The organism is Pseudomonas fulva (assembly GCF_023517795.1).
In the GTDB taxonomy this organism is placed as follows: domain Bacteria; phylum Pseudomonadota; class Gammaproteobacteria; order Pseudomonadales; family Pseudomonadaceae; genus Aquipseudomonas; species Aquipseudomonas fulva_D.
In genome coordinates this window covers 4,624,568-4,649,090 of the sequence record NZ_CP082928.1, presented here as the reverse complement: position 1 = coordinate 4,649,090, position 24,523 = coordinate 4,624,568, and the positions used below count along the sequence as shown (strand labels likewise).

Sequence of the window (24,523 nt, the reverse complement as noted above, 5' to 3'; positions counted from 1 at the left end):
TTCAGATTGATTGCCGAGCGTGCTCAGTGATCCTGCTGGGCTTTGAGATACAGCAGCAGGCCATCGATCTTTTCCTGATCACCGATGCCCCAGAAGCGCATCTTGTTGCCAGGCACCACGCTGTCGGAGTCCTTGATAAAGGCGCTCAGGGTGTCGTGATCCCAGACCACATCCGCCTGCTGCATGGCGGGCGAATACCTGTAGTCCCCGGTGGCGCCAGCATGGCGGCCGAAGATGCCGTTGAGTTGCGGCCCGAATGCCGCCCGCGCGCCCGGCCCGACGTTGTGGCAGTTACCGCAGACGCGCTTGAACAATGCCTCGCCAGCAGCGATGTCGGCTTCGGCCAGGGCCGTTTGGGTGAACAGCGCGCTCGTCACGATGAGCAACCCGTGACGCAGGAGGCGGCAGCCCGGCAGGTGAGTCAGTAGAGAAACAGTCATTGGCACGCAGAAAGTCGATGCGAAGGGGCCACCAGTATGCCCCAGCACCCGCACCGATTCATTGATCTGCGTGGGTCTGTACGAGAAGTCTCCGAGCGAAGGTCAGGCGAGGCAAAAATCGGTGAGGAAGCGGAGTTTACGAGTTGTAAATGAGCATTCCGAACCGATTTTTAACGAAGCATCACCGAGCGCAGGCACTTTTCGTACAGAGCCTAGCGAAAGATCAGCGACTGATGCACGCCCGCTCCTGCCCTCGCCCCCGTGCCCACGGCGAGCGCCACCGAGCCGGCGGCCAAGGCCGCATCGCCACAGGCGAAGACCCCGGGCACGGTGGTTTCCTGGGTTTCACCGGTTTGCAGGTAAAGGCCCATCGGCCCTTCCAGCAAGGTGCAGCCAAGTTGCGTGGCCAACGAATTGCCCTGGTGCGTACGCGGCATCACGAACAATCCGTCCAGTGCCACGCTCCGGCCGTCGGCCAGATTGACGTCGACGCGCTCGCCCCCGATCGACTGCACGCGGTCCGGCTCGACCACCACGCCACGCCGCGCCAGCTGTTCGAGCTGCTCGGCATCGGGCACGAAGGCGCCGTTGAGAAAGAAGGTGGTGCTGCCCCAGTCCGGCAGCATCATGGCGTGGTGAATCGACAGGGGCGAGACGGCCAACACGCCGATGCGCCCCTGGTCCAGCTCGTAGCCGTGGCAGTACGGACAATGGAACACATGGCGCCCCCAGCGCTCGGCCAGCCCCTCGATGGCGGGCAGCTCGTCGCGCACCCCGCCGGCCAGGATCAGCCGTCGGGTGGCCAGCTCCTGGCCGCCGCGCAGCGTCACCAGGAAGCCGTCGCCGTCACGCTGCACGTCAGTGGCCTCGCCCACCTGCCAGGTGACGTTGGGATAGTCCATCAATTCGGCGCGACCGTCGGCGGCGATGTCGTCGGGGGCGCGCCCGTCCTGGCCGAGAAAGCCGTGGGAATGGCTGGCGAAGCGGTTACGCCGTACACCGGCGTCGATCACCAGCACACGGCGCCGGGCGCGGGCCAGTTGCAGGCCGGCGGACAAGCCGGCATAGCTGCCGCCGACGATGATTGCGTCATAACGCATGCGCTATTGCTCCATGGGGGGACTCGGAGACTGCCGAGCCTTCATGAAACACCATAAGTTACATAATGCAAAAGCGTCAACCTCTCGTAACTTTATTCATTACGAATCATACTCGCCGCCCTTGCATCCAGCCCGAGACGCCCCATGAGAAACGACACCCGGCTATCCCGCATGCTGCACGTGCTGATTCATATGGATCGCCACGGCCAGCGCACCACCTCGGACACCATCGCGCGCATGCTGGAAACCAACCCGGTGGTGGTGCGGCGCACCATGGGCCTCTTGCGCGACAAGGGTTACGTAAGCTCCGACAAGGGCCACAACGGCGGCTGGTCACTGGCCAGGCCGCTGGCCGCGATCACCCTGCTGGACATTCATCAAGCCCTGGGTTCGCAGTCGATCTTCAGCATCGGCCTGGCGACCGACAACCCCACCTGCCTGGTCGAGCAGGCCGTCAACCACGCACTCGGGCAGGCCTTCGACGAAGCCCAGGCGTTACTCCTGCAGCGGCTGGCATCGATCAGCGTGGCGTCCCTGGCCGAGGACTTCGACGCGCGCTACCGGGCCCTCGAGGTCCCTGGCAAGAACCTCTGAGCACGGCAGTAGCGGCGTTTACAGGTCGCGGAACAGGTCGTGGGCGTTGAGCAACGCGTAGGCGATTTCCGGGCGCCGCTCCAGGCCGCGGCGAATGGCGGCGGGAATCGCCTGGCGGGTCTTGCGGCACAGGCCGGGGAAGCTCCGCACCTCGATGGCGATGCCGCGCATGCTGCGCACTTCGTTGAACCCCGGCGCCACTTCGACGCGAATCCCCAATTGCTCGAACATGCGCTGCTGCATGCGCTCCAGGTCTTCGAGGCTGGCCAGGTTTTCCAGCCGTTCGAGCAGGCGCTTCTCTTCGCTCTTGGTCAGCAGCAGGATGCGCTGATGCTCGCCGGGGGTTTCCAGCAGCTGTTCGCGCTGGCAGTCGCAAGCGCCCGGCGGGCAGGGATGGCGGATCGGCAGGGATGAATTCATGGCCTGCATCATAGCCAGGCCGACGGCGCGTTGACCATGGTCAACGCGCCGCCAGTTGTCGGCGCCGATCAGGCGCTGAGCTTGAAGCGCCCTACCAGGCTATTGAGGCCCTGGGCCAGGTGCGCCAGCTCGCTGCAGGCCGCAGCCGTCTGGTTGGCGCCCGAGGCGCTCTGGATCGACAGGTCGCGGATGCTCACCAGGTTGCGGTCCACCTCGCGGGCCACATGGGCCTGCTCTTCCGAGGCGGTGGCGATCTGCAGGTTGCGCTCGTTGATCATGCCGATGGAGTCGACGATCTGCTCCAGGGCCACGCGCGCATCGTCGGCGACCTGCAGGGTGTTGGTGGCCTCCTGGCTGCTGCCGCGCATGGCCTGCACGGCCTTGTCGGTACCAGTCTGGATCGCCGCGATCATCTGCTCGATTTCCTGGGTCGAGGCGGACGTGCGATGGGCCAGGCCGCGCACTTCATCGGCCACCACGGCGAAACCGCGGCCATGGTCACCGGCGCGGGCCGCCTCGATGGCGGCGTTGAGGGCCAGCAGGTTGGTCTGTTCGGCCACGTTGCGGATCACGTCGAGCACCTTGCTGATGTCCCGCGCCTGATCGGCCAGCCCCTGCACCTGATCGGAGGCCTGCATCACGTTGCTCGACAGGTTGCGGATCGCCGACACGGTGCGCGCCACGTGCTGGTTGCCGGCGTTGGCCGACACGGTCGACTCCCGGGAGGCGTCCGATGCGCCGCTGGCGTTGCGCGACACTTCGTCGACCGCCGAGCTCATCTGCGTCACCGCGGTGGCCGCCTGGTCGATCTCGGCATTCTGGCTCAGCAGGTTGCGGGTGCTCTCCTCGGTGACCGAGGCCATCTCTTCGGCCGCAGCGGCCAACTGGGTGGACGAATCGCTGATCTGGCGGATGGCATCGTTGAGGTTCTTCTGCATGGCCGCCTGGGCGGCGAGCAGGCGCGACGCCTCGTCCTTGCCGGTCACCAGCACGGTGCGGGTCAGGTCGCCCGAGGCAATGGTCTCGGCACTCTGCAGGGCTTCGCGGATCGGCGCGGCGATGGAACGGGTCAGCAGGGTCGCCAACAGCACGGTCAGCAGCACCGCAACGCTGATGGTCACCAGCACCCCGGTGCGGCCGTGCTGGTAAATGGTATTGGCGTTGATACCGGCCTGCTTGGCGCCCTGCATGTTGTAAGCGGTCAGCTCATCGAGCTGTTGCTGCAGGGTGGCGCCGGCCTCGCGCACGGAACCGTTGGCCAACGCCAGCGCCTGAGTCAGCTGGTTCTGGCGCAAAGAATCGACGATCTGCTGCTGACCGCTCAGGTAGGTTTGGGCACTGGTATCGACCCGGTTGAACATGCCGCGTTCGACATCGGAGGACACCATGTGCCGGCCATACTGATCGAGAATCTGCTGCAGCGCGGTACGGTAGCTCTGCGCCACGCTGTCGTCGATCGACTGTTGGCTGGTGTTTTCCACCACGGCCAGCATTCTCAGGGTTTCCAGGCGGACATTGAGCAGATCCTTCTGCATCTCGCCGGTGGCCTGGATGCTCGCCATCCAGTTGTTTTCGATCTCCTGTTCGGCATCGTAGAGGTCACCGAGCTTGAACAGCGAGAAGACGCCCAGCGCCATCACCAGCAGGGTGATGAGCGCGAAGCAGAAGGCAGCCCGGGGGGCGATATTGAAGCTGCGAAGGTTCATGGTGGCACCAGATCATGGGGTGTTCTACCAACCACTCCCTGTCGGCCCAGCAGATGCGCTGCCGGTTCCGACACACGCACTTACAAAATAGCAAAACGCCATCAACCCGCACGTTAAATAAATCTATCGCCATGATGCAAAGTGCCCTGCTTTTGCAATCAATCCTGACTATTCGGCCAGCTAGGCGACACTGGCGCTTTGTCGGGCAATCTTTATCATCCGCGCGCGAGTATGGGGAACTCCAGCCTACCGCCCCGGTGTCGAACCCCGAGTCCGACAGGCGCGGCGCAACAGCCGCCCGGCCCCTTCACCCCATCAAAGGAACGATTGATGAGCATTCACAGCAACGCGGGGCTCCTTCCCGACGAGCACAGCCTGGTCAACCTGCCCCGTCTGGTGGCGCGCTACTACAGCGAGCGCCCGGACCCGAGCGACCCTGCTCAGCAGGTGGCCTTCGGCACCTCGGGCCACCGCGGTTCTTCGCTGAAGAACAGCTTCAACGAATGGCACATCCTCGCCGTGACCCAGGCCATTTGCGATTACCGCCGCGGCCAGGGCATCGACGGCCCGCTGTACATCGGCATGGACAGCCATGCGCTGTCCGAACCCGCCTTCGTTTCTGCCCTGCAAGTACTGGCCGGCAACCGCATCGAGACGCGTATCGATGCCGGTTGCAGCGAAACCAACGGCGAGCCGGGCTATACCCCGACCCCGGCGATTTCCAAGGCGATTCTCGATTACAACAAAGGGCGCAGCAGCGGCCTGGCCGACGGCATCGTAATCACGCCTTCGCACAACCCGCCGGCCGATGGCGGCTTCAAGTACAACGCCAGCAATGGTGGCCCGGCCGATACCGGCGTCACCAAGTGGATCCAGGAGCGCGCCAACCAGTTGCTGGTCGCTGGCCTGAACGGCGTACAGCGCATCGACTATGCCAGCGCCCTGAAAGCCCCGACCACCCAACGTCATGATTTCATCGAGCAGTACGTCGGCGATCTCGAGCAGGTGCTCGACATGCAGGCGATCCGTGGTTCGGGCCTGAAGTTCGCGGTCGACCCGCTCGGCGGCGCAGGCGTGCATTACTGGACGCGCATCGCCGAGCGCTTCGGCTTGCCGCTGGAGGTTTTGTCGACCCGCATCGACCCGACCTTCCGCTTCATGCGCCTCGACTGGGACGGCAAGATCCGCATGGACTGCAGCTCGCCCCATGCCATGGCCGGGCTGATCGAGAACAAGGACCGCTTCGACGTGTCCTTCGCCTGCGACACCGACCATGACCGCCACGGCATCGTCGCCCGCTCGGTAGGCCTGCTCAACCCCAACCATTACCTGGCGGTGGCCATCGAATACCTGTTCACCCACCGTCCGCAGTGGGCGGCCCAGGCCGCCATCGGCAAGACCCTGGTGTCGTCGTCGATGATCGACCGCGTGGCCAAGGGCATCAGCCGCGACGTGGTGGAAGTGCCGGTGGGCTTCAAGTGGTTCGTCGATGGCCTGATCGACGGCCGCTTCGGCTTTGGCGGTGAAGAATCGGCCGGCGCCTCGTTCCTGCGCAAGGACGGCAGCGCCTGGTCCACCGACAAGGACGGCATCATTCTCGGCCTGCTGGCGGCGGAAATCACTGCCGTCACCGGCAAGGACCCGGGCGAGCGCTATCAGGCGCTGACCGAGCGTTTCGGCGCGCCGGTGTACCAGCGTATCGACGCCCCGGCGGATCGCGAGCAGAAGGCCCGCCTCGGCAAGCTGTCGGCGTCCCAGGTGACCGCCAGCGAGCTGGCCGGCCAGCCGATCACCGCGATTCTCACCGAGGCGCCAGGCAACGGCGCGGCCATCGGTGGGCTCAAGGTGGTGACCGACAATGGCTGGTTTGCCGCGCGCCCGTCCGGCACCGAGGACGTCTACAAGATCTACGCCGAAAGCTTCGAGGGCGATGCCCACCTCAAGCGCATCCAGAGCGAAGCCAAGGCCCTGGTCGACAGCGTGCTGGCCGGCTGATAAACGAAACGCCCGGCATCAGCCGGGCGTTTTTTAGATCGGTTTGAAAAGCCTGGCCTCAGGACGAATAAACTTCCGCACCCCGCACGACCTTGGTCCGGCGTACCACCTGCTGCCGACTTATCTGCCTCTGCACCTGCGCCACCGCGCCCAGCACCTGCTGTGCCCACTGCTGATCATCGGGGCGCACCACCACCACGCGAAAGCCATGGTGCTGGCCTTCGATCTGCACGCCTTCGGAATCGTCGACGTGCAGGTCGATATCGAATGCCGACGGCAGCTTCGAGGGCGCGTGGGACAGCCCGCGCGCGGTCAGCGCATGCTTGTGGCGCACGCTGTTCACCACGCCGTCGACGTGAATGCCGTGGAGCATCAGCCAGCGCCGGATGTACGCAGGCGTGCGCCCGGACGAGGTGTAGATCCACACGCTGCAATTCTGCCGGCGCAGCTCGCGAATCAGCGAACGGGTGCCGATGCGCAGCGGCTCGCCGAGCCAGCGATGGATGAACGCCGGCAGCCTGCTCGGTTCGGCGTCGCTATGCAGGGCCTGGCAAGCCAGGGTGTCGTCGATGTCGAAAGAAATGCGCAGGCGCTGGCGCTTGAGCGAAGCCAGCGGGACGAGACCTCTGAAGGACTGCAACGTCGGCAGATCGGTGAGGTGAGATAGCCGGGCTGCAAAACGCTTGTTCATTACGCCTCCCACCGCTGTGCCGCAGCGAGCTTCTTCTCGCTGATAAAGAACTTCTTGCGCTCGGGCGACTGGTCCTCGAGAAACGCAGCGTATTTCTTCTTGATCTTGGGCAGTTCGTACAAGGCCTTCACCCCGTGCTTGGCGGAGTTGCGGATCACCGAAGAGGGATTGAAGTAGCCTTCGGCATTTTCCAGGGTCAGTACGAAAGGCGGCTGCCCATCACGCATCAGCAGGTAGCTGACGATCAACGAGCCGGTACGGTTGTTGCCTTCGATGAACAGCTGCGGCTTGCTGAGAATCCGCACATAGACGCCGGCGGCACGCTTCCAGACCGATTCGCCGCGATGGGCGCAATACCAGTTGAACACGTCTTTGATTCCGCCTTCGATGTTGTTGAAGAAGTGCGCTTCAGTCGCCGCCAGGTGCTGGGCGAACTCCTGCCGACGTGCCGCGTCTTGCCCACAGAGTACGGTGGCATTGAGTTCCAGCATCAGGTTCAGGTTCTGCAGTTCGAACAGGTCGATGCCGCGGGCGACATATTCGTCAATCAGCCCGTAGCCCTCAAGCACATTTTCCAGCACTTCATCGGTGAGCGGATCGCGAGGCTCGGTAAAGTGCCGGCTGAGTTCGGCGAAGCGACTCTGCACCTCGCGCAGCGCGTGCTCCACCGCAGGTAAATCAAGGCGACGCTTGGCAGGCATTGGCATTCCTGTACGAAAAATTTTGAAACGACAAAACGGCCGATACCCGTTGGAGCGTTTCCACTCCTCACGGCATTCGGCCTGCAGCGATGACAGCGGTTAGCTGAACTTGCCGCTGATGTAGTCCTCGGTCATTTTCTCTCGGGGATTGCCGAAGATCTGGTCCGTTGCGCCCATCTCGACCAGGTAGCCCGTGCGGGTGCCCTGGGAGATGTCCACCGAGAAGAACGCCGTGGTGTCGGCCACACGGATGGCCTGCTGCATGTTGTGGGTCACCAGGGCGATGGTGTAGTCCTTCTTCAACTCGATCATCAGCTCCTCGACCCGGCGCGTGGCGATCGGGTCGAGCGCCGAGCAGGGTTCGTCGAGCAGCAGCACTTCCGGCTCGGTGGCGATGGCGCGGGCGATACACAGACGCTGCTGCTGGCCGCCGGACAGCGACAGGCCGCTGACCTTGAGCTTGTCCTTGACCTCGTCCCACAGTGCGGCGCCTTGCAGGGCATGCTTGACGCGGTCGCCCAGGTCGCCCTTGTAGCGATTGAGCCGCAGGCCGAACGCGACGTTGTCGAAGATGCTCATCGAGAACGGGTTGGGCTGCTGGAACACCATGCCGATGTAGCGGCGCACCACCACCGGATCGACGCCCTTGCCGTAGACATCCTGACCGAGAAAGTGCACGTGCCCTTCGAAGCGGAAGCCCTTGATCAGGTCGTTCATGCGGTTGAGGCTGCGTAGCACGGTACTCTTGCCGCAACCGGACGGGCCGATGAAACCGGTGATCTTGTTCTTCTCGATCGGCACATGGCTGTCGCGCACGGCCAGGAAGTTGCCGTAGAAAATCTTGTCCAGCTTGCAGTCCATGACCACGGGTGCGTGGGTCTCGAACGGGGCGGCCATTTGTGGGGATAATTGGTTCACAATCAGAGTGCTCCCATTCTCAATACTTGGGCTTGCCGAAAATACGGCTGATGACATTCACCATGAGCACGATCAACACCAGGACCAGCGAAGCGGCCCAGGCGAGCTCAAGCTGATTGTCGAACGGCATGCCGGAGAAGTTGTAGATGAGTACGGCAAGCGATGCCGTGGGATTCATCACGGCCAGCTCACCGTTGTGGTAGATCCAGTAGTTGCTGAACAGCGCGGTAAACAGCAGCGGCGCGGTTTCGCCAGCGGCGCGGGCCACAGCCAGCATGACGCCAGTGAGGATCGCCGGCAGGCCGGTCGGCAGGATGATCTTCCAGACCACCTGGGAGCGGGTGCAGCCCATGCCGTAGGCAGCGTCCTTCATGACCTTGGGCACCATCTTCATCGCCTCTTCGGCGGTCAGCACGACGATGGGCAGCATCAATACCGCCAGGGCCACGCCGCCGGCCGGTGCCGAATAGGTGCCGGTGGTGACGACCACCAGCGCGTAGGCGAACACCCCGGCGAGAATGGATGGCAGCCCGGTGAGCATCTTGGCCGCGAAGCGCGCGGCATTGGCGAGCCGGCTATGGGGCCCCAGCTCGGCCAGGAAAATCGCCGCGAGAATGCCGACCGGCACGGCGATGGCAGCCGCGATGCCGACCATCACGAAGGTGCCCGCCATGGCGTTACCAAAGCCACCGCCGGTCTCGAAACCGGTCGGTGGCAGTTCGGTGAACACTTCCAGGCTGAGGCGCGCGCCGCCACGGGTGATCAGCATGTAGAGCACGGAGAGCAGCGGCACGCTGGCCAGCAACGCCACGAGCCAAGCCATGCCGGTCAGCACCAGGCTACGCAGCGCACGGCCCTCGAAGCGGCGCTGCAGGCTCGGCATTTCGGCGGGAGGAGCAGTCAGGTCAGTCATTATTTATGGCCCCGCTGGGCGTAGACCATCAGCATCGAGCCGATGATGTTGACGATCAGGGTGATCAGCATCAGCACCAGTGCGGCGTACATCAACACCTCGACCTCGCGCGGCCCCGCTTCCGGGAAGTTCAGGGCCAGCAGCGCCGCCAGGGTGTTGGCCGGCGCGAACAGCGACAGGGAAATGTTGTTGGCGTTACCGACCAGCATGGCCAGTGCCATGGTTTCACCCAGGGCGCGGCCAAGGCCCAGCACCAGCGAGCCGAAGATACCGGTCGCGGCGGACGGCACCATCACCTTGAGAATCGCTTCCCAATGGGTGGTGCCCATGCCGTAGGCGGCCTGCTTGGTCTTCATGGGAACGCTGGAGAGCGCATCCTGGGACACCGCAGCAATGGTCGGCAGAATCATGATCGCCAGCACCAGCGCGGCAGGCAGCAGCCCTGGGCCGCTCAGCGAAGAGCCGAAAAAAGGAATCCAGCTGAGTTCGGCGTGCAACCAGGTGGTCAGCGGCCGGATGGCCGGGATCACCACGTAGATGCCCCACAGGCCGTAGACGACGCTGGGGATGGCCGCCAGCAGCTCGACGATGGTGCGAAACACCGCAGCGAGCTTGGCCGGCAGAAAATCCTGGGTCAGGAAGATGGCCATGCTGATGCCGAAGAAACCAGCGATCAACAGGGCGATAAAGGCGCTGTACAGCGTGCCCCAGATGGCGGGCAGGATGCCGTACTTGTTCTGATTGACATCCCAGACGGTGCCAAACAGTACATCGAATCCATATTCCTGCATGCCGGGAAGCGCTTTGCTCCCGACTTCGAATACCAGAGCGAAGACCACGGCCAGAATCAGAACCACGCCTACTCGGGCGAGGGCGCGGAAGGTGCGGTCGACCAGAAAATCCTTCTTGGAAGGCGGCCGACAAGCAGAATCAGGATTGTCTGGTACAAGGAAAGGGCTGGTCATTGGCTAATTCCGACGCAATTGCTGGCCCCTTGCGGCATCTACCGCAAGGGGCCTGGCGGGCATTACTGGATGTTGGCAGACGCTTTGCGAACCTGGTCGATGACCGATTGCGGCAGCGGGATGTAGCCCATCGAATCGGCGATCTTCTGACCTTCGGTCAGGCTGTACTCGACCATGTCGCGCAGGGCCTTGGCCTTGGCCGGGTTACCGTTGTCCTTGCGGAAGATCATCCAGGTGTAGGTGGTGATCGGGTAGGACTTGGCACCGTCCGGGTCCGGCAGCCAGGCCACCAGGTTTTCCGGCATCTTCACGGCAGCGAGCGCTTCGGCACCGCTTTCGGCGTTCGGCACTACATATTCACCGGCCTTGTTCTCCAGCACGGCGAAGTCGACCTTGGCCAGTTTGGCGAAGCCGTACTCGATGTAGCCGATGGAACCGGGCGTCTGGCGAACGGTAGCGGTCACGCCGTCGTTTTTCGGCGACTTGATGAACTTGTCGCTGGCAGGCCAGTTGACCGTGTTGCCTTCGCCCAGCTGCTTGTTGAATTCGCCGTTGATGGCCGACAGGTGCTTGGTGAATACGGCGGTGGTGCCGCTGGAGTCAGCGCGCACGACGACGGTGATCGGCAGATCGGGCAGTTCCAGGTCGGGGTTGGCGGCGACGATCTGCGGATCGTTCCACTGGGTGATCTTGCCCAGGAAGATGTTCGAGTAGACGTCACGGGGCAGTTTGACACCCTTCGGGTTGCCCGGCAGGTTGTAGGCCAGAACGATTTCGCCCGCGGTCATCGGCAGCATTTGCACGCCTTCGGGCACCTTGGCGATATCTTCCTCCTTCATCGCCGAGTCACTGGCGGCGAAATCGACGGTCTTGTTCAGAAAATCCTGTACGCCGGCACCGCTACCCTTGGATTGGTAGTCGACGGTAACGCCGGGCGTGTTCTTGCTGAAATCCTTGAACCAAGTCAGGTAGATCGGCGCAGGGAAGCTTGCACCGGAGCCGGTCAGTCGCAGATTTTCCGCGGCAAAAGACACCGAGGTGGCACAAAGAGAAACCGTAAAGGCGATGGCGGCAGACTTGATTAGCTTTTTCATCAGGGGACTCCTTGTGAGCGGGAGCCCGCACTTTGCATCAATCTCATGAACTTTTTGTGACAGATACTGGCTGATCGCCCGCACCCGGGTTTTCAGCGCGCAAAAAAGGCCCTGGCGCATTGCCAACCGCTGTCCAGGCGGGCCGCGCATCGGCATTCAATACTTGTCATGAGCAGGTAACAAATTATGGCGCTTGCCGCATCACCGAGGCGCCCGCGCAGATAGTAGAGGCGGATGGCGAGCGAATGCGCGACTCGACTGCTCAGCCAGATGCCCTGTGAGGATTTCGCCATTCGATAGCGAATTGCCGTAGCGGCTGCGCGGCGAGGACAGTTTGCGCAGTGCGATGCGCACCAGTTGGCCCGCGCCGGTATCGAACGCGCAAAGGCGTCATGCGAGCATGAAAAAGCCCCGCCTGGGCGGGGCTTTTTCGAGCCTGCTGACCGAGGTCAGGCGGTAGCGCGGTAGCTGCCATCGCGGCCGCGACGGGCCCACATCATCTTGGCAGCGGTCGGGTTGATCGGCGCACCGGTAAAGGTCGGCAGGCTGCGATCGATCCACTGGGCGCCCTGCCCCTTCCAGTTGATTTCGCCACTGATCAGTTTGCTGTCACGCATGATCTCGTGCAACAGCGCCTGTACGCGGGTCTCGCAGAAAACGGTCTGGCGGTCGATCGCCTTCACGAACGCAACTTCACCATCCTTGCGCAACGTCATCAGCAACATCCCGTCGGGGCGCTTCTTGAAATCGATGGCGTAGTCCGGGAGGTTTTCGATCAGGTGCTGGATGGCGTATTGCATGGCTCGTACCCTCTGAGTGGTGTTCCTTCGTCGAGAGGGATATTGCAGACTGCATGCCAGCTATTGGAAAAATCTAAGCCATTGATTTAAAAGGACTATTTACAGACAAAAAATAATTGAACTATGCATCCTGCACGGTAACCGGATTCTGGTCGTGCAAGATGCAATACTGAGAGCGAGGGGATTATTCTATAGAGCGGCAATTCCCCTGGAAGTGCCCTGCCACCCGACACAAGGTAGTCCCATGGCCCAGCCCACCCTGATCATCATCGACATGCAGCGCGGCATGCTCGAGCCGGCCGCCGGCCTGCGCAACAACCCCGACGCCCCGGCGCGCATCGGCGAACTGCTGCAGGCCTGGCGCCTGGCAGGCGCACCGGTGGTGCATGTCCGCCATATCTCCCGGTCGGCAGACTCGTTGTTCGCGCCGGGCCAGGCCGGTGTGGAATTCCAGCCGGCGCTGCAGCCCTTGCCCCGGGAACATGTGGTCGAGAAGAACGTGCCCGATGCCTTCACCCACTCCGGCCTGGAACGCTGGCTACGGGTACGCGGCCTCGAGGCCGTGGTGATCGTCGGGGTCAGCACCAACAATTCCGTGGAAGCGACGGCACGCTCGGCGGGCAACCTGGGTTTCACCACCCACGTGGTCGCCGATGGTTGCTTTACCTTCGCCAAGGCGGACTACCACGGCGTGCTGCGCAGCGCTGACGAGGTGCATGCCATGGCCCTGGCCAACCTGCAGGACGAATACGCCCAGGTAATCGAAACCCGCGCAGCGTTGGCCTTACTGAAGGCCGGCATGGGAAAGGAGTGAGGCGGCCAGGGCGGCCACCTCGGCAGGTGCGGGATCAGAAGCGCGGTTTCAGCGCCTTCCAGCTCGGGTCGTACTTCTGCATCTGGGTCACGTCGTTGCGCGAGCGGATGCCGCAGGTCAGGTACTGGTCGTTGAGCTTGGCCAACTGCTCGTAGTCCAGCTCGACGCCCAAACCCGGCGCCCGGGTCAGCGCCACGCAGCCATCGACGATAGGCAGCTTGCCGCCCTTGATCACTTCCTCGTCCGGCTCCTGCCATGGGTAGTGGGTATCGCAGGCGTAGGACAGGTTGGGCACCGCGGCCGCCACGTGGGTCATGGCCATCAGGCTGATACCCAGGTGCGAGTTGGAGTGCATCGACACGCCCAGGCCGAAGGTGTCGCACATGCGCGCCAGGATCTGCGTGTCGCGCAGGCCGCCCCAGTAATGGTGGTCGGCGAGCACGATCTGCACGCTGCCCAGCGCCACGCTGCGGCGGAACTCGTCGAAGTCGGTGACCACCATGTTGGTGGCCAGCGGGATGCCGGTGCGCTTGTGCACCTCGGCCATGCCCTCCAGGCCCGGGCACGGGTCCTCGTAGTATTCCAGGTCATCGCCAAGCAGCTCGGCCATGCGCAGCGAGGTCTCCACCGACCAGTTGCCGTTCGGGTCGATACGCAGCGGCGCCTCCGGGAAGGCCTGGCGCAGCGCCTTGATGCACGCCACTTCATGCTCGGGACCGAGCAAGGTGCCGGCCTTGAGCTTGATGCTCTTGAAGCCGTTCTCCTCTATCATGGTGCGCGCCTGGGCGACCATCTGCTCCGGGCTGATGCCCTCGCCCCAGCGATCCGGCTTGTAGGGCGAGCCCAGGTGCTCGGCGTACTTGAGAAACAGGTAGGCGCTGAACGGTACGCGATCGCGCACCGCGCCGCCGAGCAGATCCACCAGCGGCATGCCCAGCGAGCGTGCCTGCAGGTCGAGAAAGGCCACCTCGAAGGCCGAGTAGGCATTGGCCACCTGCTTGCTCGGGTGCGAGCCCGGCGCCAGCTCGGCGCCCGCGGTGCCCGGCTTGAGCGCGGCAACGGTCTTCACTACCCGGGCACGCAGGCCATTGAGGTCGAAGGGGTCGAGGCCGACCAGCGAATCCTGCATGGCCTGCAGCACGCTGAGCACCGGCGCATCGCCATAGCTTTCGCCCAGGCCGATAAAGCCGTTGTCGCTTTCCACTTCGATGATCGAGCGCAGCGCGTAGGGTTCGTGGATGCCGCTGGCGTTGAGCAGCGGTGCGTCACGAAACGCAATCGGCGTTACGCGTACGTTTTTGATCTTCATGATTGAAACTCCTTGAATCGCAAGTTTGCTGCGCCGGCCATGCCGGCGCTGGTACTTCTCTTAGGGCCTTTTCACGATCTTTTTTAAGTTCGCAGGAAAGCAAAATCGGACGGTCATGACGTAGGGTGGACAACGCTCTTTTTGTCCACCACTGCGATCGCAGAGCGGTGGACGGATGAAGCGTCGTCCACCCTACGGCTAGCCCGGCCAGCGCCTGTGCATGTCAGGCGGGCGTCACGGCTGGCTTGGGGCTCACGCCATTGCCGTTGCCCTTGGCACCCTTGCTGGTCCTGGTCATGAACACCAGGATGCCGGCGACCAGGGAGACCACCGCCAGGCCGATCAGGCCACCCTCGATGGATCCGGTGTGCTGCTCGAGATAGCCGAAGGTGGCCGGTGCCACGAAGCCGCCCAGGCTGCCCACCGAGTTGATCAGGGCGATCACCGCCGCGGCGATGCGCGCATCCAGGTAGGCCTGGGGAATCGGCCAGAACAGCGAGGACGCCGCCTTGAAGCCGATCGCCGCGAAGCAGATGGCGACGAAGGAGAACACCGGCCCACCGGTGGTCGACATGAACAGCCCGAACGCCGCGATGATGAACGCCGCCGAGGCCCAGGCCTGCTGCCACTTGTAGCGCGAGGCCAGGGCCGCGAAGGCGTACATGGCCACTACCGAGATGATCCAGGGGATGGAGTTGAACAGGCCGATCTCGAAGTCGCCCAGCCCGCCCATGGAGCGGATGATGCTCGGCAGCCAGAAGGTGCAACCATAGATGGTCAGCGAGATGGAGAAGTACAGGAAGCAGAACAGCATGATCTGCGGGTCACGCAGCAGCTTGAAGGCCGAGTGCTTGACCGCGCCGGTCTCCCCCGCCGCCAGTTGGCGCTGGCGCTGCTCTTCGTCGATGCAGTCGGTCAGTGCCTGGCTTTCCTCGCGGGTCAGCCACTTGGCGTCCTTGGGCAGCGAGTCCAGCCAGAACCACACGAAGCCGCACAGCACCACCGAGAACATGCCCTCGATGAAGAACATCCACTGCCAGCCCTTCATGCCCAGGCCGTCGATCTGCAGCAGTGCACCCGACAGCGGCCCGGAGATGATCGAGGCGATCGCCGAGCCGCTGAGGAAGATGGCCATGGCCTTGCCACGCTCGCCGGCCGGCAGCCACTTGGTGAAGTAGTACACCACGCCCGGGAAGAACCCGGCCTCCGCGACGCCGAGCAAGAAGCGCAGGATGTAGAACCAGGTTTCGTTGGGCACGAAGGCCATCGCGGTGGCGACGATGCCCCAGGTGAACATGATGCGGGTCAGCCACACCTTGGCGCCGTAGCGCTGCAGCAGCATGTTCGAGGGCACTTCGAACAGCGCGTAGCCGATGAAGAACAGGCCGGCACCCAAGCCATAGGCGGCGGCGCCGATACCCAGGTCGGTTTCCAGGTGGCTGCGCACGAAGCCGATGTTCACCCGGTCGATGTAGTTGACGATGAACATGACCACGAACAGCGGCAATACGTGGCGTTTCACTTTCGAGACCGCGCGGGCGACAACCTGCGGGTCGGCTGAACCTTGGACGTTATTCAATTGGGGCAACTCCCGATCATTGTTTTTGTGGGATACGCCGATCATGTACGCGGGCATTGATCCCGTCTAATCTAGTTTGGCATTCGATTGATACCCGGATTAGATCAATGTTCGAACTCGCCCAGCTACGCTGCTTCACCACCGTCGCCACCGAACTCAACTTTCGCCGCGCCGCCGAACGGCTGAACATGACCCAGCCGCCCCTGAGCCGGCAGATTCAGCTGCTCGAACACAGCCTGGGCGTCGAGCTGTTCACCCGCAGCACCCGCAGCGTCGCGCTCACCGCCGCCGGCCGGGCGTTCTTCATCGAAGCCCAGAACCTGCTGGAACGCGCCCACCAGGCCGCCAGCTCGGCGCGGCGCTTCGCAGCCGGCGATATCGGCTCGGTGAGCATCAGCTTCGTGGGCAGTGCGGTGTACGAATTCCTGCCCCGGGTGATCGCCGAGGCGCGTCTCAATCAGCCCCAGGTTAAGATTTCCCTGAGCGAGATGAACACCCACCAGCAGCACGAGGCGCTGCGCACCCGGCGCATCGACCTGGGCATCGTGCGTCAGCCGCTGCTGCAGGCCGGCTACGAGAACGAGTGCCTGGTGCGCGAACCCTTCGTGCTGGCCATTCCCAGCGGCCATCCACTGGCCGCCGCCGACCAGGTGGGCGTCGGGGATCTGGATGGCGCGCCCTTCCTGATGTACTCCCACGCCGCCTACCCGCCCTTCAACGAACTGCTGACCGGCATGTTCCGCTCCGCGGGTGTGGCACCGGAATACGTGCAGTGGCTGGGCTCGTCGCTGACCATCCTGGCCCTGGTCAACGCCGGCATGGGCCTGGCCCTGGTGCCGCGCTGCGCCACCAACGTGGTGTTCAAGGACGTGAGCTTTCGCGAGATCGACCTCGGCGCAGGCATCCAGAGCGAGCTGCACCTGACCTGGCGCAGCAACAACGACAACCCGGCCTGCCTGATGCTGCTCGAGGCGATCCGCGCTGCGGTAGCGGCGGACATGCATTGAAGGCCGATAGCGCCGCAGCCTGCGCTTGGCCGCGGCGCTATCGCGGATGACTCCACACCAGGTATGAACGCCGGGATCGGGCTTCGCTGCGCTGAATGTCCGCCTCGATCTCTCTCGGTTTCAGTTCAGCCGCGCCGCCATTTCGTCGACGCGCCAGTCGAGCACCAGCATGTGTCCGGGGTAATGGGAAAACACATAGGGCGCGCCCAGCGCCGGCAGCACCAGCTGTGGCGTCACCCCGCAGGCCCAGAATACCGGCACGCTGTCGGCGTCCATGGGCGGCAGCACACCGAAGTCCGGCGTGGTGAGGTCGGCGATGCCCAGCCTGGCCGGGTCACCGACGTGCACCGGCGCTCCGTGGCCGGTCGGGTAGCGCGCCGTCACTTCCACGGCCAGCGCCACCTTGCTGGCCGGCACCGGGCGCATGCTGACCACCAGCGGTCCGGACAGGCCGCCGGCCTCGCGGCACGGCAAGGTGGTGCGGTACACCGCCGGCGCCGCGCCGGAAACCGGGATGCCGGCGCGGCGCAGCGGCGCATCGAAGGTGTGGCTGCAACCGAGCAGAAAGCCCACGGCGTCGTCCTGCCAATAGGCATTCAGGTCGGTGGGTTCGTCGACCAGCACGCCCTGCTTCCAGACCCGGTAACGCGGCAGCATGCTGCGCAGGTCGATGGGCCCATCGCGGCCATCGACGAATGGGCTACCCGGCTCGGTAACGGCGATCAGCGGGCAGCTCTTCGGGTTGCGCGTGCAGAACAGCAGAAAGTCGTAGGCATGGGCACGCGGCACCACCGCCAGGTTGGCCTGCTGATAATCGTCGAGCACACCCGAGGTGGGGCGTACCCACTCGCCACGGGCGATCAGCTCGCGCAATCGGTGCGGCGTGCTCGGTACTGCGGCAGCGTCCAGAGTCATCGCGACAGCTCCGTGTGGGCGGTTTCGCGCAGGGTCAGCAGCGCCAGCAGTGCACAGAACGCCGCGCCGGCCATGAAGATGCCAGGGGTCAGCAGGAAATCGGTCCTGGCGATGATCCAGGTCACCACATAGGGCGTGAGGCCGCCGCCGAGGATCGCGCCGATATTGAAGCTGATCGCCATCGCCGTGTAGCGCACCCGGGTCGGGAACTGCTCGGCGTAGGTCGGGTAGCCCACCGACTGGATGATCGGCATCGGCAGCGTGGCGATGAACATGGCCAGGGCGGCGATCCACAGCGAGCCGCTGTCCATCAGCAGCATCATCGGGATGACCAGGGTGATGTAGCCGACGAAGCCGATGGTCAGCACCTTGCGACGGCCCAGGCGGTCGGAAAGCCCACCCCAGAACGGCATCATCGCCGCCATGCACAGGCTGATGCAGGCGATCACCCAGAATACCTTGGACTTGTCGAAGCCCAGGTAGGTGGTCAGGTAGACGTTCATGAACACCAGGCCGATCCAGTAACCGGCGTTCTGCCCGAAGGTCAGCAGGATCACCCGGCCCACCGGGCCCAGTTGCGTGCTCAGCACTTCCCTGATCGGCGCCTTGGGTGGCTGTTGCTTCTCGAGAAACGCCTTGAACTCGGGGGTCTCCTCGACGTTATGCCGCATCTTGCAGGAGATCAGCACCAGTGGAATGGCCAGCAGGAAAGGCACGCGCCAACCCCACTCACGCAGCTGTTCATCGCTGAGCAGGCCGGTGGTGGTGGCGCAGACGATGGCCGCCAGCCCGCCGCCCAGCGCCACGCCAACCGGGGTGAAGGCGCCGAAGAAACCGCGTCGCCCGGTCGGCGAGGACTCGGCGACGAAGGCCGCCGCACCGATCACTTCGGCACCCGCGAAGAACCCCTGGGTCAGGCGCATCAGCACCAGCAGGATCGGCGCGATGATGCCGACCTGAGCCGCGGTCGGCAGCAGGCCGATCGTCGCCGTCGCCATGCCCATGCCGATCACCGTGGTGAGCAGCACCTTGCGCCGGCCGATCCGGTCGCCAAGGCGACCGAGCAACACCCCGCCCAGCGGCCGGATCAGAAACGAACTGCCGAACACCGCCAGGGCGGCGAGCAACGAAGCGGTCGGGTTGTCACCGGGGAAGAACAGCGGGCCGATGATCACGGCCATGTAGCCGTACACACCGAATTCGTAATACTCGACCGCGGTACCCGTTGCCGAAGCGGTGGCGGCACGTTTGGCGACCGAGGAAGCTTTTTGCGGGGCGGCCGAAGCCGTTCCCGAATATTCAGGACTGAGCACGCGAGACATATCTCACCTTTATGTCGATTTATGGAGGCAGTGTTGGCCAGTCGGGCTGGCTGTTTCTTGTCGTCCGTAACGCAGCGCGGCGGCTGCGGTCACGGCCCTCTTGCTTTTATTGGCTTGGTGAATCCCGGCAGTGATAGGGGTGTCGCGGCCCGTCTCCAGGGGGCGTGGGGGTGTGACTGACGCGGCGTTGTTGTTGTTAACCGGGCCGCGTCATGGCGTGTTCGTGCAGGGCGCCTGCAACAGCACGCCCTGTTCCTCCAGTGCCTGACGAATCGCCCGGGCAAACTGCGCCGCGCCGGGCTGATCGCCATGGATACAGACGCTGTCCGCACGCACGGGCACCCAGGTGCCCTGCTGGCTGCGCACCCTGCCCTCGTGGAGCATCGTCAATATCTGCATGGTGGCGACGTCGGGGTCGTCGATCATCGCGCCGGGCGTACCCCGGCGGGCCACGGTCTCTCCCATGGTCGGCGCATCGCCGGCGTGAAAGCCACAGGCGATGTTCGCCGAGGTGATGTATGGCAGTACCTCGGCGTCGCTGCCAGCCGAATAAAGCCCGAAGCTCTCGCCCAGGTCACTGTTGAAATCAACCTGCATGGGCGGCCTCCAGTTCGGCGAACAGTGCGCTGCGCGCCAGGCTCAGTTGCTGGGCCCGATCCAGGCTGACCTGCTCGAAGCGGACTTCGTCACCGGGCAGCTTCTGCGCCAGGCGTGGCAGGTCGACGCTGATCACGCTGGCGATTTTCGGGTAGCCGCCAGTGGTCTGCCGATCGGCCATCAGCACGATGGGCTGGCCACTGGGCGGCACCTGGATGGTGCCGAACGCGACCGCCTCGGACAGCAGGTTGGCCGGTTCGATCAACTCGATGGGCTCGCCCTTGAGGCGATAGCCCATGCGCTCCGAATCGTTTTCGATGCGGTAGGCGGTGGACAGGAAACGCGCCCGGGCGGCGGGCCGAAAAAGCCCCCACTCGCGACCGGCGACGATGCGGATCGGTCCATCCGCGTAGCCCAGCAGGGCCGCTTCACGGGGTAGCAGCACCCGCGGCGGATTGGCGAAGTTGCAAGCGATGCCGATCACATCGTCACGGCGCAACGCCCGGCCGGCAAACCCACCATAGGCGCCACGCCCATAGGTGCTGGTGCTGCCCAGTATGGCCGGCAGTCGATAACCGTCGCGCACCGCTAGGTAGGCCCGGGCGCCGCTGACCCGCTTGCCGAAGGCCAGGACGGTGCCCGGGCGCACACGCACGGCGCGCAGGGGCTCGAGGGGTTGGCCATCCAGTGTCGCCCGCAGATCGGCCCCGGCCAGCGCAATCACGGTACCGGACTGAAAGACCAGCTCCGGGCCCTGCAGGGTGATTTCCAGGGTGGCCTGCTCGGCCTCGTTGCCCACCAGCAGGTTGGCCAGGCGGTGGGCGTTCTCGTCCATCACGCCGTTGGCCGGCACGCCAAGGTGCTGATACCCGCTGCGGCCCAGGTCCTGAAAGGTGCAGGCCAGACCAGGCTTGAGTACACGAAGCGTCATGGGCGCACCTCTAGAGCCTGGAACTGTTCGGCGTCGATTGCGACGAAACGCACCCGGTCGCCGGCCTGCAGCAGGCAGGGTGAGGCGCTGGCGAGGTCGAACACCTCGAGCGGCGTGCGACCGATCAGGTTCCAGCCCCCGGGCAAATCCGCGGGATAGATGACGCTCTGCCGGTTCGCCACGCCGATGCTGCCCTTGGCCACCAGGGTGCGTGGCGTGCTGCGGCGCGCTATGGCGAGGCGCCCGTCGAACTCGCCGATATAGGCATGGCCGGGCGCGAAGCCGAGCATCAGCACGTCCACGGTTGTGCGGGTGTGCAGCTCGATCACTTCATGGGGCGTCAGGCCGCAGGCGCAGGCCACCTCATCGAGATCGGGGCCATGCTCGCCGCCATAGCACACCGGTATGGTGATCTCCCGCGAGGTGCTCTGCCCCGCCCCGATCTCCAGGCTGCCGAGCAATGCTTCCAGCTGGCGAGTCAGGCTGCGATACGGCAGTTCCGCCGCCTGGCAGTGCACGCGCTCGGCGCGGTAATGCAGGCCGATGGACACCATGCCCGGCACGACGTCGGTGATGCCCACCAGCGAGCCGCGGCGGCGCTGCGCCTCGATCTGCCGGGCAACGGCGGCCGCATGGCGGTTGGCCGCGAGGCTGAATTGTGCGGCGAACTGGATGATCAGGCAGGCATCGCCGCTAGGGACGATCTGCCAGGCATGCAGTGCCTGATGGATAACGGAGGAATCAACGGTTGCTGGCTGGCCCATGGCGTCTTCATCGTCTTTGGCAGAGGAAATGAAGCGCTCGACGGATACACCTCCCTGCCACGGGCCAGCGGACTGACAAATAAAATCGATCATTATCGATTGTTATTCTCATCAAACCAGGCCCACGGAAGGGATATGCCGCAAAGCATTTTTTGTCGAGCCGCCACTCTGTGTTGGCGGTCTGCGTTAGCGCATTACTTGGCGAACAACTGACTCATGTCCTTGAACGCCTTGAACTCCAGGGCGTTGCCGCACGGGTCGAAGAGGAACATGGTGGCCTGCTCGCCGACCTGGCCCTGGAAGCGCACGTAGGGCTCGATCACGAACTGGGTGTCACGGGCGCGCAGGCGGTCGGCCAGGGCTTCCCACTCCTCCCAGTGCAGGATGATGCCGAAGTGCGGCACCGGCACGTTGTGGCCGTCGACGGCGTTGGTGTGAGCGGATTCCTGAGAAGCGGTTTTCGGGTGCTCGTGGATCACCAGTTGGTGGCCGTAGAAATCGAAATCGACCCAGTGATCGGAGGAACGGCCTTCAGGCAGGCCGAACACCTCACCATAGAACGCGCGCGCAGCGGCCAGATCGTAAACGGGAATAGCGAGGTGGAAAGGAGAAAGGCTCACGGTAGGTCATCCTGTGCGGTGTTTTTATAGGGTCTGCTCTTGCTTCAACGCAGCCGCGCCGTAGCCTATTTTGCCGCGAGGCAAGGCACGAGCCGCGAAATTTGGTCGGCCAAATGAGCCGGCGAGAAACGCAGCATCGCGGCAAAACAGGCACGGCCCTTCGGGTTGCGCGAGAAATCTCGCCATGCGTCGTTGGAGGGCTTGGAAAGGGAATGCCATTCCCTGCGCCCTCCGCCTAGCCTGGCGAGATTTCCCGCAGCAACGCGGCTTGCGTTGAAGCAAGAGCAGACCCTAACCATGGTGCAGCTTGTCGCCAGTGCAGAAAAGCGCATATCTTTTGATTCGAGCTCAAATAATTTCGATCAATAGATACCGAAATCCCCCCATGCTTCGTGAACTGAAAACCTTTCTGACCGTGGTCCGCTGCGGCACCTTCGCCGCTGCCGGCAAGCAGATCGGCCTGACCCAGTCGGCGGTCAGTGCGCAGATCCGAAACCTCGAGGACGCCGTCGGCCAGTCGCTGTTCGACCGTACCGGTCGCACCGCCACCCTCAACCAGGCCGGGGCCCGGGCGGTACCGCTGGCGGAAAAGATTCTCGAGCAATTCAGCTTGATGAGCACCCCCGAGCGTCTCGAGGATTACCGTGGTGAACTGCGCATCGGCGCCATCGGCACCGTACAGTCGTGCCTGATGCCGGCGATGCTGCTGAAGCTGCGCGAACAGGCACCGGGCATCGAGACCAAGCTGGTGCCCGGCGTCTCGCTGGACCTGCTCAACCAGGTGGACAGTGGCGAAATCGACCTGGCGATCATCATCCGCCCGCCCTTCCAGCTACCCAAGGAACTGGAACTCGAGCTGGTGCGCAGCGAACCCTTCGTGCTGGTGGCGCCTACCGACATGGACGCGCAAGAGCCCTTGAAAATGCTGACCGAGCATCCGTTCATACGCTACGACCGCAGCTCGTTCGGCGGCCGCCTGGTCACCCAGTTCATGCGCAAGCAACATATCCAGCCCCGCCAGGTGCTGGAACTGGACGAGCTGGATGCCATCGTCAAGATGGTCGAAAGCGGCCTGGGCATCGCGCTGATTCCAGAGGCCGGCCTATGGGTCGAAAACCAGCCCAGGGTGCAAATCATCGACCTTGGCGACAAGGTGTTCTATCGCGACCTGGTGCTGATTTCCCGCTACGGCTCACGGCAGTCACCGGCCCAGAAACTGTTCCGCGAATGCGTGATGGAGCAGGTTTGAATACACCAGCCAGGGGTGGCGGCAACGTGGCGATACCGGCCGGTCGTTCCCGTAGGGTGGATGACGCTTTTTTCATCCACCATTGCGATCCCGTGGTGGTGGACGGGTCGGGCCGCGTAGGTGAAGCGTCGTCTACGCGACCCGGTCCACCCTACGAAAGGCGGCTTTTGTTTTCTAGCGACCGCATCTAAACCACACGAACGTCACCGAAAGCCTCAGATCCACTGATCGTTGCGCTTGCGGCGCACCCGCAGCATGGTCGGCAGGATCAGCCCGAGCAGCAGGCCGGCGCCGGCGATGCTGCCACCGTAGACCATGTAGCGCATCAGCACCTGCTTCTGCTCGTCGCCCAGCTGGGCCTGGGCCTCGCGCAGCTCCGAGCGAGCCTGGTTGAGTTCGATGTCCAGGGCGCTGCGGCTGGCTTCGAGTTCGTCGATCAGTTTCTTGCGCGAGTCGAGGGTTTCCTGCATGCCCTGCACGCGGGTTTCCCAGGTTTCGTTGATGCCCTTGAGCTCGGTGCTCAGCTCGGTGACCTTCTGCTCCAGGGCTGGCAGCCGCTCGGCCTGGCCGGGCACCTCCTGCAGGTCGCGATTGGGGATCCACACCGCGTCGCCGCTCTCGCCACGTACCTGGCTGTAGTCGCCCTGGGTGCGCAGCAGCTGCACGCGGGTGCCGGAGCTCAGGGTGCCGACGATGCGGTAGCCGTCGGTGGGGCCGCTGCGCACGTAGGTGTTGAGGCTGTCACTGACCCAGCGCACGTTGTCACTGGCCTGTTGGGCGTGGGCCGGCGCGGCGATCAGCAGCAGGCCGGATAGAACGCAAGTGCCCAGCACGCGAAGCGGCGGCAGGGAAAAGGAAGCAGAAAAAGGGCGGGCTAGGGACATAAAAACCAACTTCACTTGGCGGTGGAACACAATGCGACGCAGCGCGCGAACGTCGGCCAGGCGAATTGTTGTAACCGGTGTGCACGGGCGCGGAAGTGGCGCAACGCCATGCCTTCCACCGGTTTGGCCGACTGCTGAAAGACCGCAGCAGATCGGTCGGGTTCCTCAGCGGCCGGCAGATTGGCGGCGCACCCG

At 64.0% G+C, this 24,523-nt stretch carries 25 protein-coding genes; 5 read left to right on the top strand and 20 right to left on the bottom strand.

Going from position 1 to position 24,523, the window contains the following annotated elements; translation table 11 throughout:
• Nucleotides 1-23: 23 nt before the first annotated feature.
• Both K8U54_RS21460 and K8U54_RS21455 read right to left on the bottom strand, forming a co-directional pair.
• Nucleotides 24-377: a c-type cytochrome gene (locus K8U54_RS21460; RefSeq protein ID WP_434059966.1), complete on the bottom strand. Its 354-nt coding sequence runs from the start codon at nucleotides 375-377 to the stop codon at nucleotides 24-26.
• Between the two features lie 275 nt (nucleotides 378-652).
• Complete coding sequence (locus K8U54_RS21455; protein WP_249907702.1) at nucleotides 653-1,540, bottom strand: NAD(P)/FAD-dependent oxidoreductase; 888 nt, start codon at nucleotides 1,538-1,540, stop codon at nucleotides 653-655.
• Between the two features lie 144 nt (nucleotides 1,541-1,684).
• Here K8U54_RS21455 and K8U54_RS21450 point away from each other — a divergent pair, with 144 nt between their 5' ends.
• A complete protein-coding gene (locus K8U54_RS21450) occupies nucleotides 1,685-2,134 on the top strand; it encodes an Rrf2 family transcriptional regulator (RefSeq protein WP_249907701.1) in 450 nt (149 codons plus the stop codon).
• A gap of 18 nt (nucleotides 2,135-2,152) precedes the next feature.
• On the opposite strand, the gene K8U54_RS21445 is transcribed toward K8U54_RS21450, so the two are convergent.
• Together K8U54_RS21445 and K8U54_RS21440 are read right to left on the bottom strand one after the other, a co-directional pair.
• Complete coding sequence (locus K8U54_RS21445; RefSeq protein ID WP_249907700.1) at nucleotides 2,153-2,554, bottom strand: hypothetical protein; 402 nt, start codon at nucleotides 2,552-2,554, stop codon at nucleotides 2,153-2,155.
• Between the two features lie 68 nt (nucleotides 2,555-2,622).
• The gene (locus K8U54_RS21440) at nucleotides 2,623-4,260 is read right to left on the bottom strand and encodes a methyl-accepting chemotaxis protein (protein ID WP_249907699.1); all 1,638 of its coding nucleotides are present in this window, start codon (nucleotides 4,258-4,260) and stop codon (nucleotides 2,623-2,625) included.
• A gap of 330 nt (nucleotides 4,261-4,590) precedes the next feature.
• Between K8U54_RS21440 and pgm the strand changes: the two genes are divergently transcribed.
• Nucleotides 4,591-6,255, top strand: a complete 1,665-nt coding sequence (pgm, locus tag K8U54_RS21435) for a phosphoglucomutase (alpha-D-glucose-1,6-bisphosphate-dependent) (RefSeq protein WP_249907698.1) — start codon at nucleotides 4,591-4,593, stop codon at nucleotides 6,253-6,255.
• Between the two features lie 58 nt (nucleotides 6,256-6,313).
• Here the strand turns inward: pgm and K8U54_RS21430 are convergent, their stop codons facing one another.
• The 7 genes from K8U54_RS21430 to K8U54_RS21400 form a co-directional block, all read right to left on the bottom strand.
• Nucleotides 6,314-6,946: a hypothetical protein gene (locus K8U54_RS21430; protein WP_249907697.1), complete on the bottom strand. Its 633-nt coding sequence runs from the start codon at nucleotides 6,944-6,946 to the stop codon at nucleotides 6,314-6,316.
• Nucleotides 6,946-7,647: a hypothetical protein gene (locus K8U54_RS21425; protein ID WP_249907696.1), complete on the bottom strand. Its 702-nt coding sequence runs from the start codon at nucleotides 7,645-7,647 to the stop codon at nucleotides 6,946-6,948. Before K8U54_RS21425 ends, K8U54_RS21430 begins: the two co-directional genes overlap by 1 nt.
• A gap of 99 nt (nucleotides 7,648-7,746) precedes the next feature.
• Nucleotides 7,747-8,508, bottom strand: a complete 762-nt coding sequence (pstB, locus tag K8U54_RS21420; RefSeq protein ID WP_249910491.1) for a phosphate ABC transporter ATP-binding protein PstB — start codon at nucleotides 8,506-8,508, stop codon at nucleotides 7,747-7,749.
• Between the two features lie 76 nt (nucleotides 8,509-8,584).
• The gene (gene pstA / locus K8U54_RS21415) at nucleotides 8,585-9,478 is read right to left on the bottom strand and encodes a phosphate ABC transporter permease PstA (RefSeq protein WP_249907695.1); all 894 of its coding nucleotides are present in this window, start codon (nucleotides 9,476-9,478) and stop codon (nucleotides 8,585-8,587) included.
• Nucleotides 9,478-10,443, bottom strand: coding sequence for a phosphate ABC transporter permease subunit PstC (gene pstC, locus K8U54_RS21410; RefSeq protein WP_249907694.1), 966 nt, complete (start codon nucleotides 10,441-10,443; stop codon nucleotides 9,478-9,480). The genes pstA and pstC overlap by 1 nt, the downstream gene beginning before the upstream one ends.
• A 62-nt stretch (nucleotides 10,444-10,505) precedes the next feature.
• The gene (pstS, locus tag K8U54_RS21405) at nucleotides 10,506-11,537 is read right to left on the bottom strand and encodes a phosphate ABC transporter substrate-binding protein PstS (RefSeq protein ID WP_249907693.1); all 1,032 of its coding nucleotides are present in this window, start codon (nucleotides 11,535-11,537) and stop codon (nucleotides 10,506-10,508) included.
• 449 nt (nucleotides 11,538-11,986) lie between these two features.
• Nucleotides 11,987-12,337: a hypothetical protein gene (locus K8U54_RS21400; protein WP_070886468.1), complete on the bottom strand. Its 351-nt coding sequence runs from the start codon at nucleotides 12,335-12,337 to the stop codon at nucleotides 11,987-11,989.
• 244 nt (nucleotides 12,338-12,581) lie between these two features.
• On the opposite strand from K8U54_RS21400, the gene K8U54_RS21395 reads away from it, so the two are divergent.
• Complete coding sequence (locus K8U54_RS21395; protein ID WP_249907692.1) at nucleotides 12,582-13,151, top strand: cysteine hydrolase family protein; 570 nt, start codon at nucleotides 12,582-12,584, stop codon at nucleotides 13,149-13,151.
• Between the two features lie 34 nt (nucleotides 13,152-13,185).
• Here the strand turns inward: K8U54_RS21395 and K8U54_RS21390 are convergent, their stop codons facing one another.
• Both K8U54_RS21390 and K8U54_RS21385 read right to left on the bottom strand, forming a co-directional pair.
• The gene (locus K8U54_RS21390) at nucleotides 13,186-14,460 is read right to left on the bottom strand and encodes a glucarate dehydratase family protein (RefSeq protein WP_249907691.1); all 1,275 of its coding nucleotides are present in this window, start codon (nucleotides 14,458-14,460) and stop codon (nucleotides 13,186-13,188) included.
• A 223-nt stretch (nucleotides 14,461-14,683) separates the two neighbouring features.
• Entirely contained in the window at nucleotides 14,684-16,084 is a 1,401-nt protein-coding gene (locus tag K8U54_RS21385) for an MFS transporter (RefSeq protein WP_434060041.1), read from the bottom strand.
• 62 nt (nucleotides 16,085-16,146) lie between these two features.
• Between K8U54_RS21385 and K8U54_RS21380 the strand changes: the two genes are divergently transcribed.
• The gene (locus tag K8U54_RS21380; RefSeq protein ID WP_249907689.1) at nucleotides 16,147-17,046 is read left to right on the top strand and encodes a LysR substrate-binding domain-containing protein; all 900 of its coding nucleotides are present in this window, start codon (nucleotides 16,147-16,149) and stop codon (nucleotides 17,044-17,046) included.
• A gap of 120 nt (nucleotides 17,047-17,166) precedes the next feature.
• On the opposite strand, the gene K8U54_RS21375 is transcribed toward K8U54_RS21380, so the two are convergent.
• The 6 genes from K8U54_RS21375 to K8U54_RS21350 all read right to left on the bottom strand — a co-directional run bounded on the left by K8U54_RS21375 (nucleotide 17,167) and on the right by K8U54_RS21350 (nucleotide 22,195).
• Nucleotides 17,167-17,961, bottom strand: coding sequence for a D-glutamate cyclase family protein (locus K8U54_RS21375; protein WP_249907688.1), 795 nt, complete (start codon nucleotides 17,959-17,961; stop codon nucleotides 17,167-17,169).
• On the bottom strand, nucleotides 17,958-19,283 hold the full coding sequence (locus K8U54_RS21370) for an MFS transporter (protein WP_434059965.1): 1,326 nt from the start codon (nucleotides 19,281-19,283) through the stop codon (nucleotides 17,958-17,960). The genes K8U54_RS21375 and K8U54_RS21370 overlap by 4 nt, the downstream gene beginning before the upstream one ends.
• A gap of 210 nt (nucleotides 19,284-19,493) precedes the next feature.
• The gene (locus K8U54_RS21365; protein ID WP_249907686.1) at nucleotides 19,494-19,880 is read right to left on the bottom strand and encodes a LamB/YcsF family protein; all 387 of its coding nucleotides are present in this window, start codon (nucleotides 19,878-19,880) and stop codon (nucleotides 19,494-19,496) included.
• A complete protein-coding gene (locus tag K8U54_RS21360) occupies nucleotides 19,870-20,811 on the bottom strand; it encodes a biotin-dependent carboxyltransferase family protein (RefSeq protein WP_249907685.1) in 942 nt (313 codons plus the stop codon). The genes K8U54_RS21365 and K8U54_RS21360 overlap by 11 nt, the downstream gene beginning before the upstream one ends.
• Nucleotides 20,808-21,575, bottom strand: coding sequence for a 5-oxoprolinase subunit PxpB (pxpB, locus tag K8U54_RS21355; RefSeq protein WP_249907684.1), 768 nt, complete (start codon nucleotides 21,573-21,575; stop codon nucleotides 20,808-20,810). The genes K8U54_RS21360 and pxpB overlap by 4 nt, the downstream gene beginning before the upstream one ends.
• A gap of 194 nt (nucleotides 21,576-21,769) precedes the next feature.
• On the bottom strand, nucleotides 21,770-22,195 hold the full coding sequence (locus tag K8U54_RS21350) for a VOC family protein (RefSeq protein ID WP_070886472.1): 426 nt from the start codon (nucleotides 22,193-22,195) through the stop codon (nucleotides 21,770-21,772).
• Nucleotides 22,196-22,580: 385 nt separating this feature from the next.
• Between K8U54_RS21350 and K8U54_RS21345 the strand changes: the two genes are divergently transcribed.
• The gene (locus tag K8U54_RS21345; protein WP_249907683.1) at nucleotides 22,581-23,444 is read left to right on the top strand and encodes a LysR family transcriptional regulator; all 864 of its coding nucleotides are present in this window, start codon (nucleotides 22,581-22,583) and stop codon (nucleotides 23,442-23,444) included.
• Between the two features lie 215 nt (nucleotides 23,445-23,659).
• On the opposite strand, the gene K8U54_RS21340 is transcribed toward K8U54_RS21345, so the two are convergent.
• Nucleotides 23,660-24,328, bottom strand: coding sequence for a TIGR04211 family SH3 domain-containing protein (locus K8U54_RS21340; protein WP_249907682.1), 669 nt, complete (start codon nucleotides 24,326-24,328; stop codon nucleotides 23,660-23,662).
• Nucleotides 24,329-24,523: the final 195 nt, after the last annotated feature.

Excerpts from the sequence above, each read along its gene's own strand:
- pstC (WP_249907694.1), bottom strand. The coding sequence starts at position 10,443 with ATGACCAGCCCTTTCCTTGTACCAGACAATCCTGATTCTGCTTGTCGG.
- K8U54_RS21360 (WP_249907685.1), bottom strand. The coding sequence starts at position 20,811 with ATGACGCTTCGTGTACTCAAGCCTGGTCTGGCCTGCACCTTTCAGGAC.
- pstA (WP_249907695.1), bottom strand. The coding sequence starts at position 9,478 with ATGACTGACCTGACTGCTCCTCCCGCCGAAATGCCGAGCCTGCAGCGC.
- pstB (WP_249910491.1), bottom strand. The coding sequence starts at position 8,508 with ATGGACTGCAAGCTGGACAAGATTTTCTACGGCAACTTCCTGGCCGTG.
- K8U54_RS21455 (WP_249907702.1), bottom strand. The coding sequence starts at position 1,540 with ATGCGTTATGACGCAATCATCGTCGGCGGCAGCTATGCCGGCTTGTCC.
- K8U54_RS21380 (WP_249907689.1), top strand. The coding sequence starts at position 16,147 with ATGTTCGAACTCGCCCAGCTACGCTGCTTCACCACCGTCGCCACCGAA.
- K8U54_RS21400 (WP_070886468.1), bottom strand. The coding sequence starts at position 12,337 with ATGCAATACGCCATCCAGCACCTGATCGAAAACCTCCCGGACTACGCC.
- K8U54_RS21450 (WP_249907701.1), top strand. The coding sequence starts at position 1,685 with ATGAGAAACGACACCCGGCTATCCCGCATGCTGCACGTGCTGATTCAT.
- K8U54_RS21385 (WP_434060041.1), bottom strand. The coding sequence starts at position 16,084 with ATGATCGGCGTATCCCACAAAAACAATGATCGGGAGTTGCCCCAATTG.
- K8U54_RS21395 (WP_249907692.1), top strand. The coding sequence starts at position 12,582 with ATGGCCCAGCCCACCCTGATCATCATCGACATGCAGCGCGGCATGCTC.
- K8U54_RS21345 (WP_249907683.1), top strand. The coding sequence starts at position 22,581 with ATGCTTCGTGAACTGAAAACCTTTCTGACCGTGGTCCGCTGCGGCACC.
- K8U54_RS21445 (WP_249907700.1), bottom strand. The coding sequence starts at position 2,554 with ATGAATTCATCCCTGCCGATCCGCCATCCCTGCCCGCCGGGCGCTTGC.
- K8U54_RS21365 (WP_249907686.1), bottom strand. The coding sequence starts at position 19,880 with ATGCAGGTTGATTTCAACAGTGACCTGGGCGAGAGCTTCGGGCTTTAT.
- K8U54_RS21340 (WP_249907682.1), bottom strand. The coding sequence starts at position 24,328 with ATGTCCCTAGCCCGCCCTTTTTCTGCTTCCTTTTCCCTGCCGCCGCTT.
- K8U54_RS21370 (WP_434059965.1), bottom strand. The coding sequence starts at position 19,283 with ATGTCTCGCGTGCTCAGTCCTGAATATTCGGGAACGGCTTCGGCCGCC.
- pgm (WP_249907698.1), top strand. The coding sequence starts at position 4,591 with ATGAGCATTCACAGCAACGCGGGGCTCCTTCCCGACGAGCACAGCCTG.
- K8U54_RS21390 (WP_249907691.1), bottom strand. The coding sequence starts at position 14,460 with ATGAAGATCAAAAACGTACGCGTAACGCCGATTGCGTTTCGTGACGCA.
- K8U54_RS21440 (WP_249907699.1), bottom strand. The coding sequence starts at position 4,260 with ATGAACCTTCGCAGCTTCAATATCGCCCCCCGGGCTGCCTTCTGCTTC.
- K8U54_RS21430 (WP_249907697.1), bottom strand. The coding sequence starts at position 6,946 with ATGAACAAGCGTTTTGCAGCCCGGCTATCTCACCTCACCGATCTGCCG.
- K8U54_RS21425 (WP_249907696.1), bottom strand. The coding sequence starts at position 7,647 with ATGCCTGCCAAGCGTCGCCTTGATTTACCTGCGGTGGAGCACGCGCTG.
- K8U54_RS21375 (WP_249907688.1), bottom strand. The coding sequence starts at position 17,961 with ATGACTCTGGACGCTGCCGCAGTACCGAGCACGCCGCACCGATTGCGC.
- pxpB (WP_249907684.1), bottom strand. The coding sequence starts at position 21,575 with ATGGGCCAGCCAGCAACCGTTGATTCCTCCGTTATCCATCAGGCACTG.
- pstS (WP_249907693.1), bottom strand. The coding sequence starts at position 11,537 with ATGAAAAAGCTAATCAAGTCTGCCGCCATCGCCTTTACGGTTTCTCTT.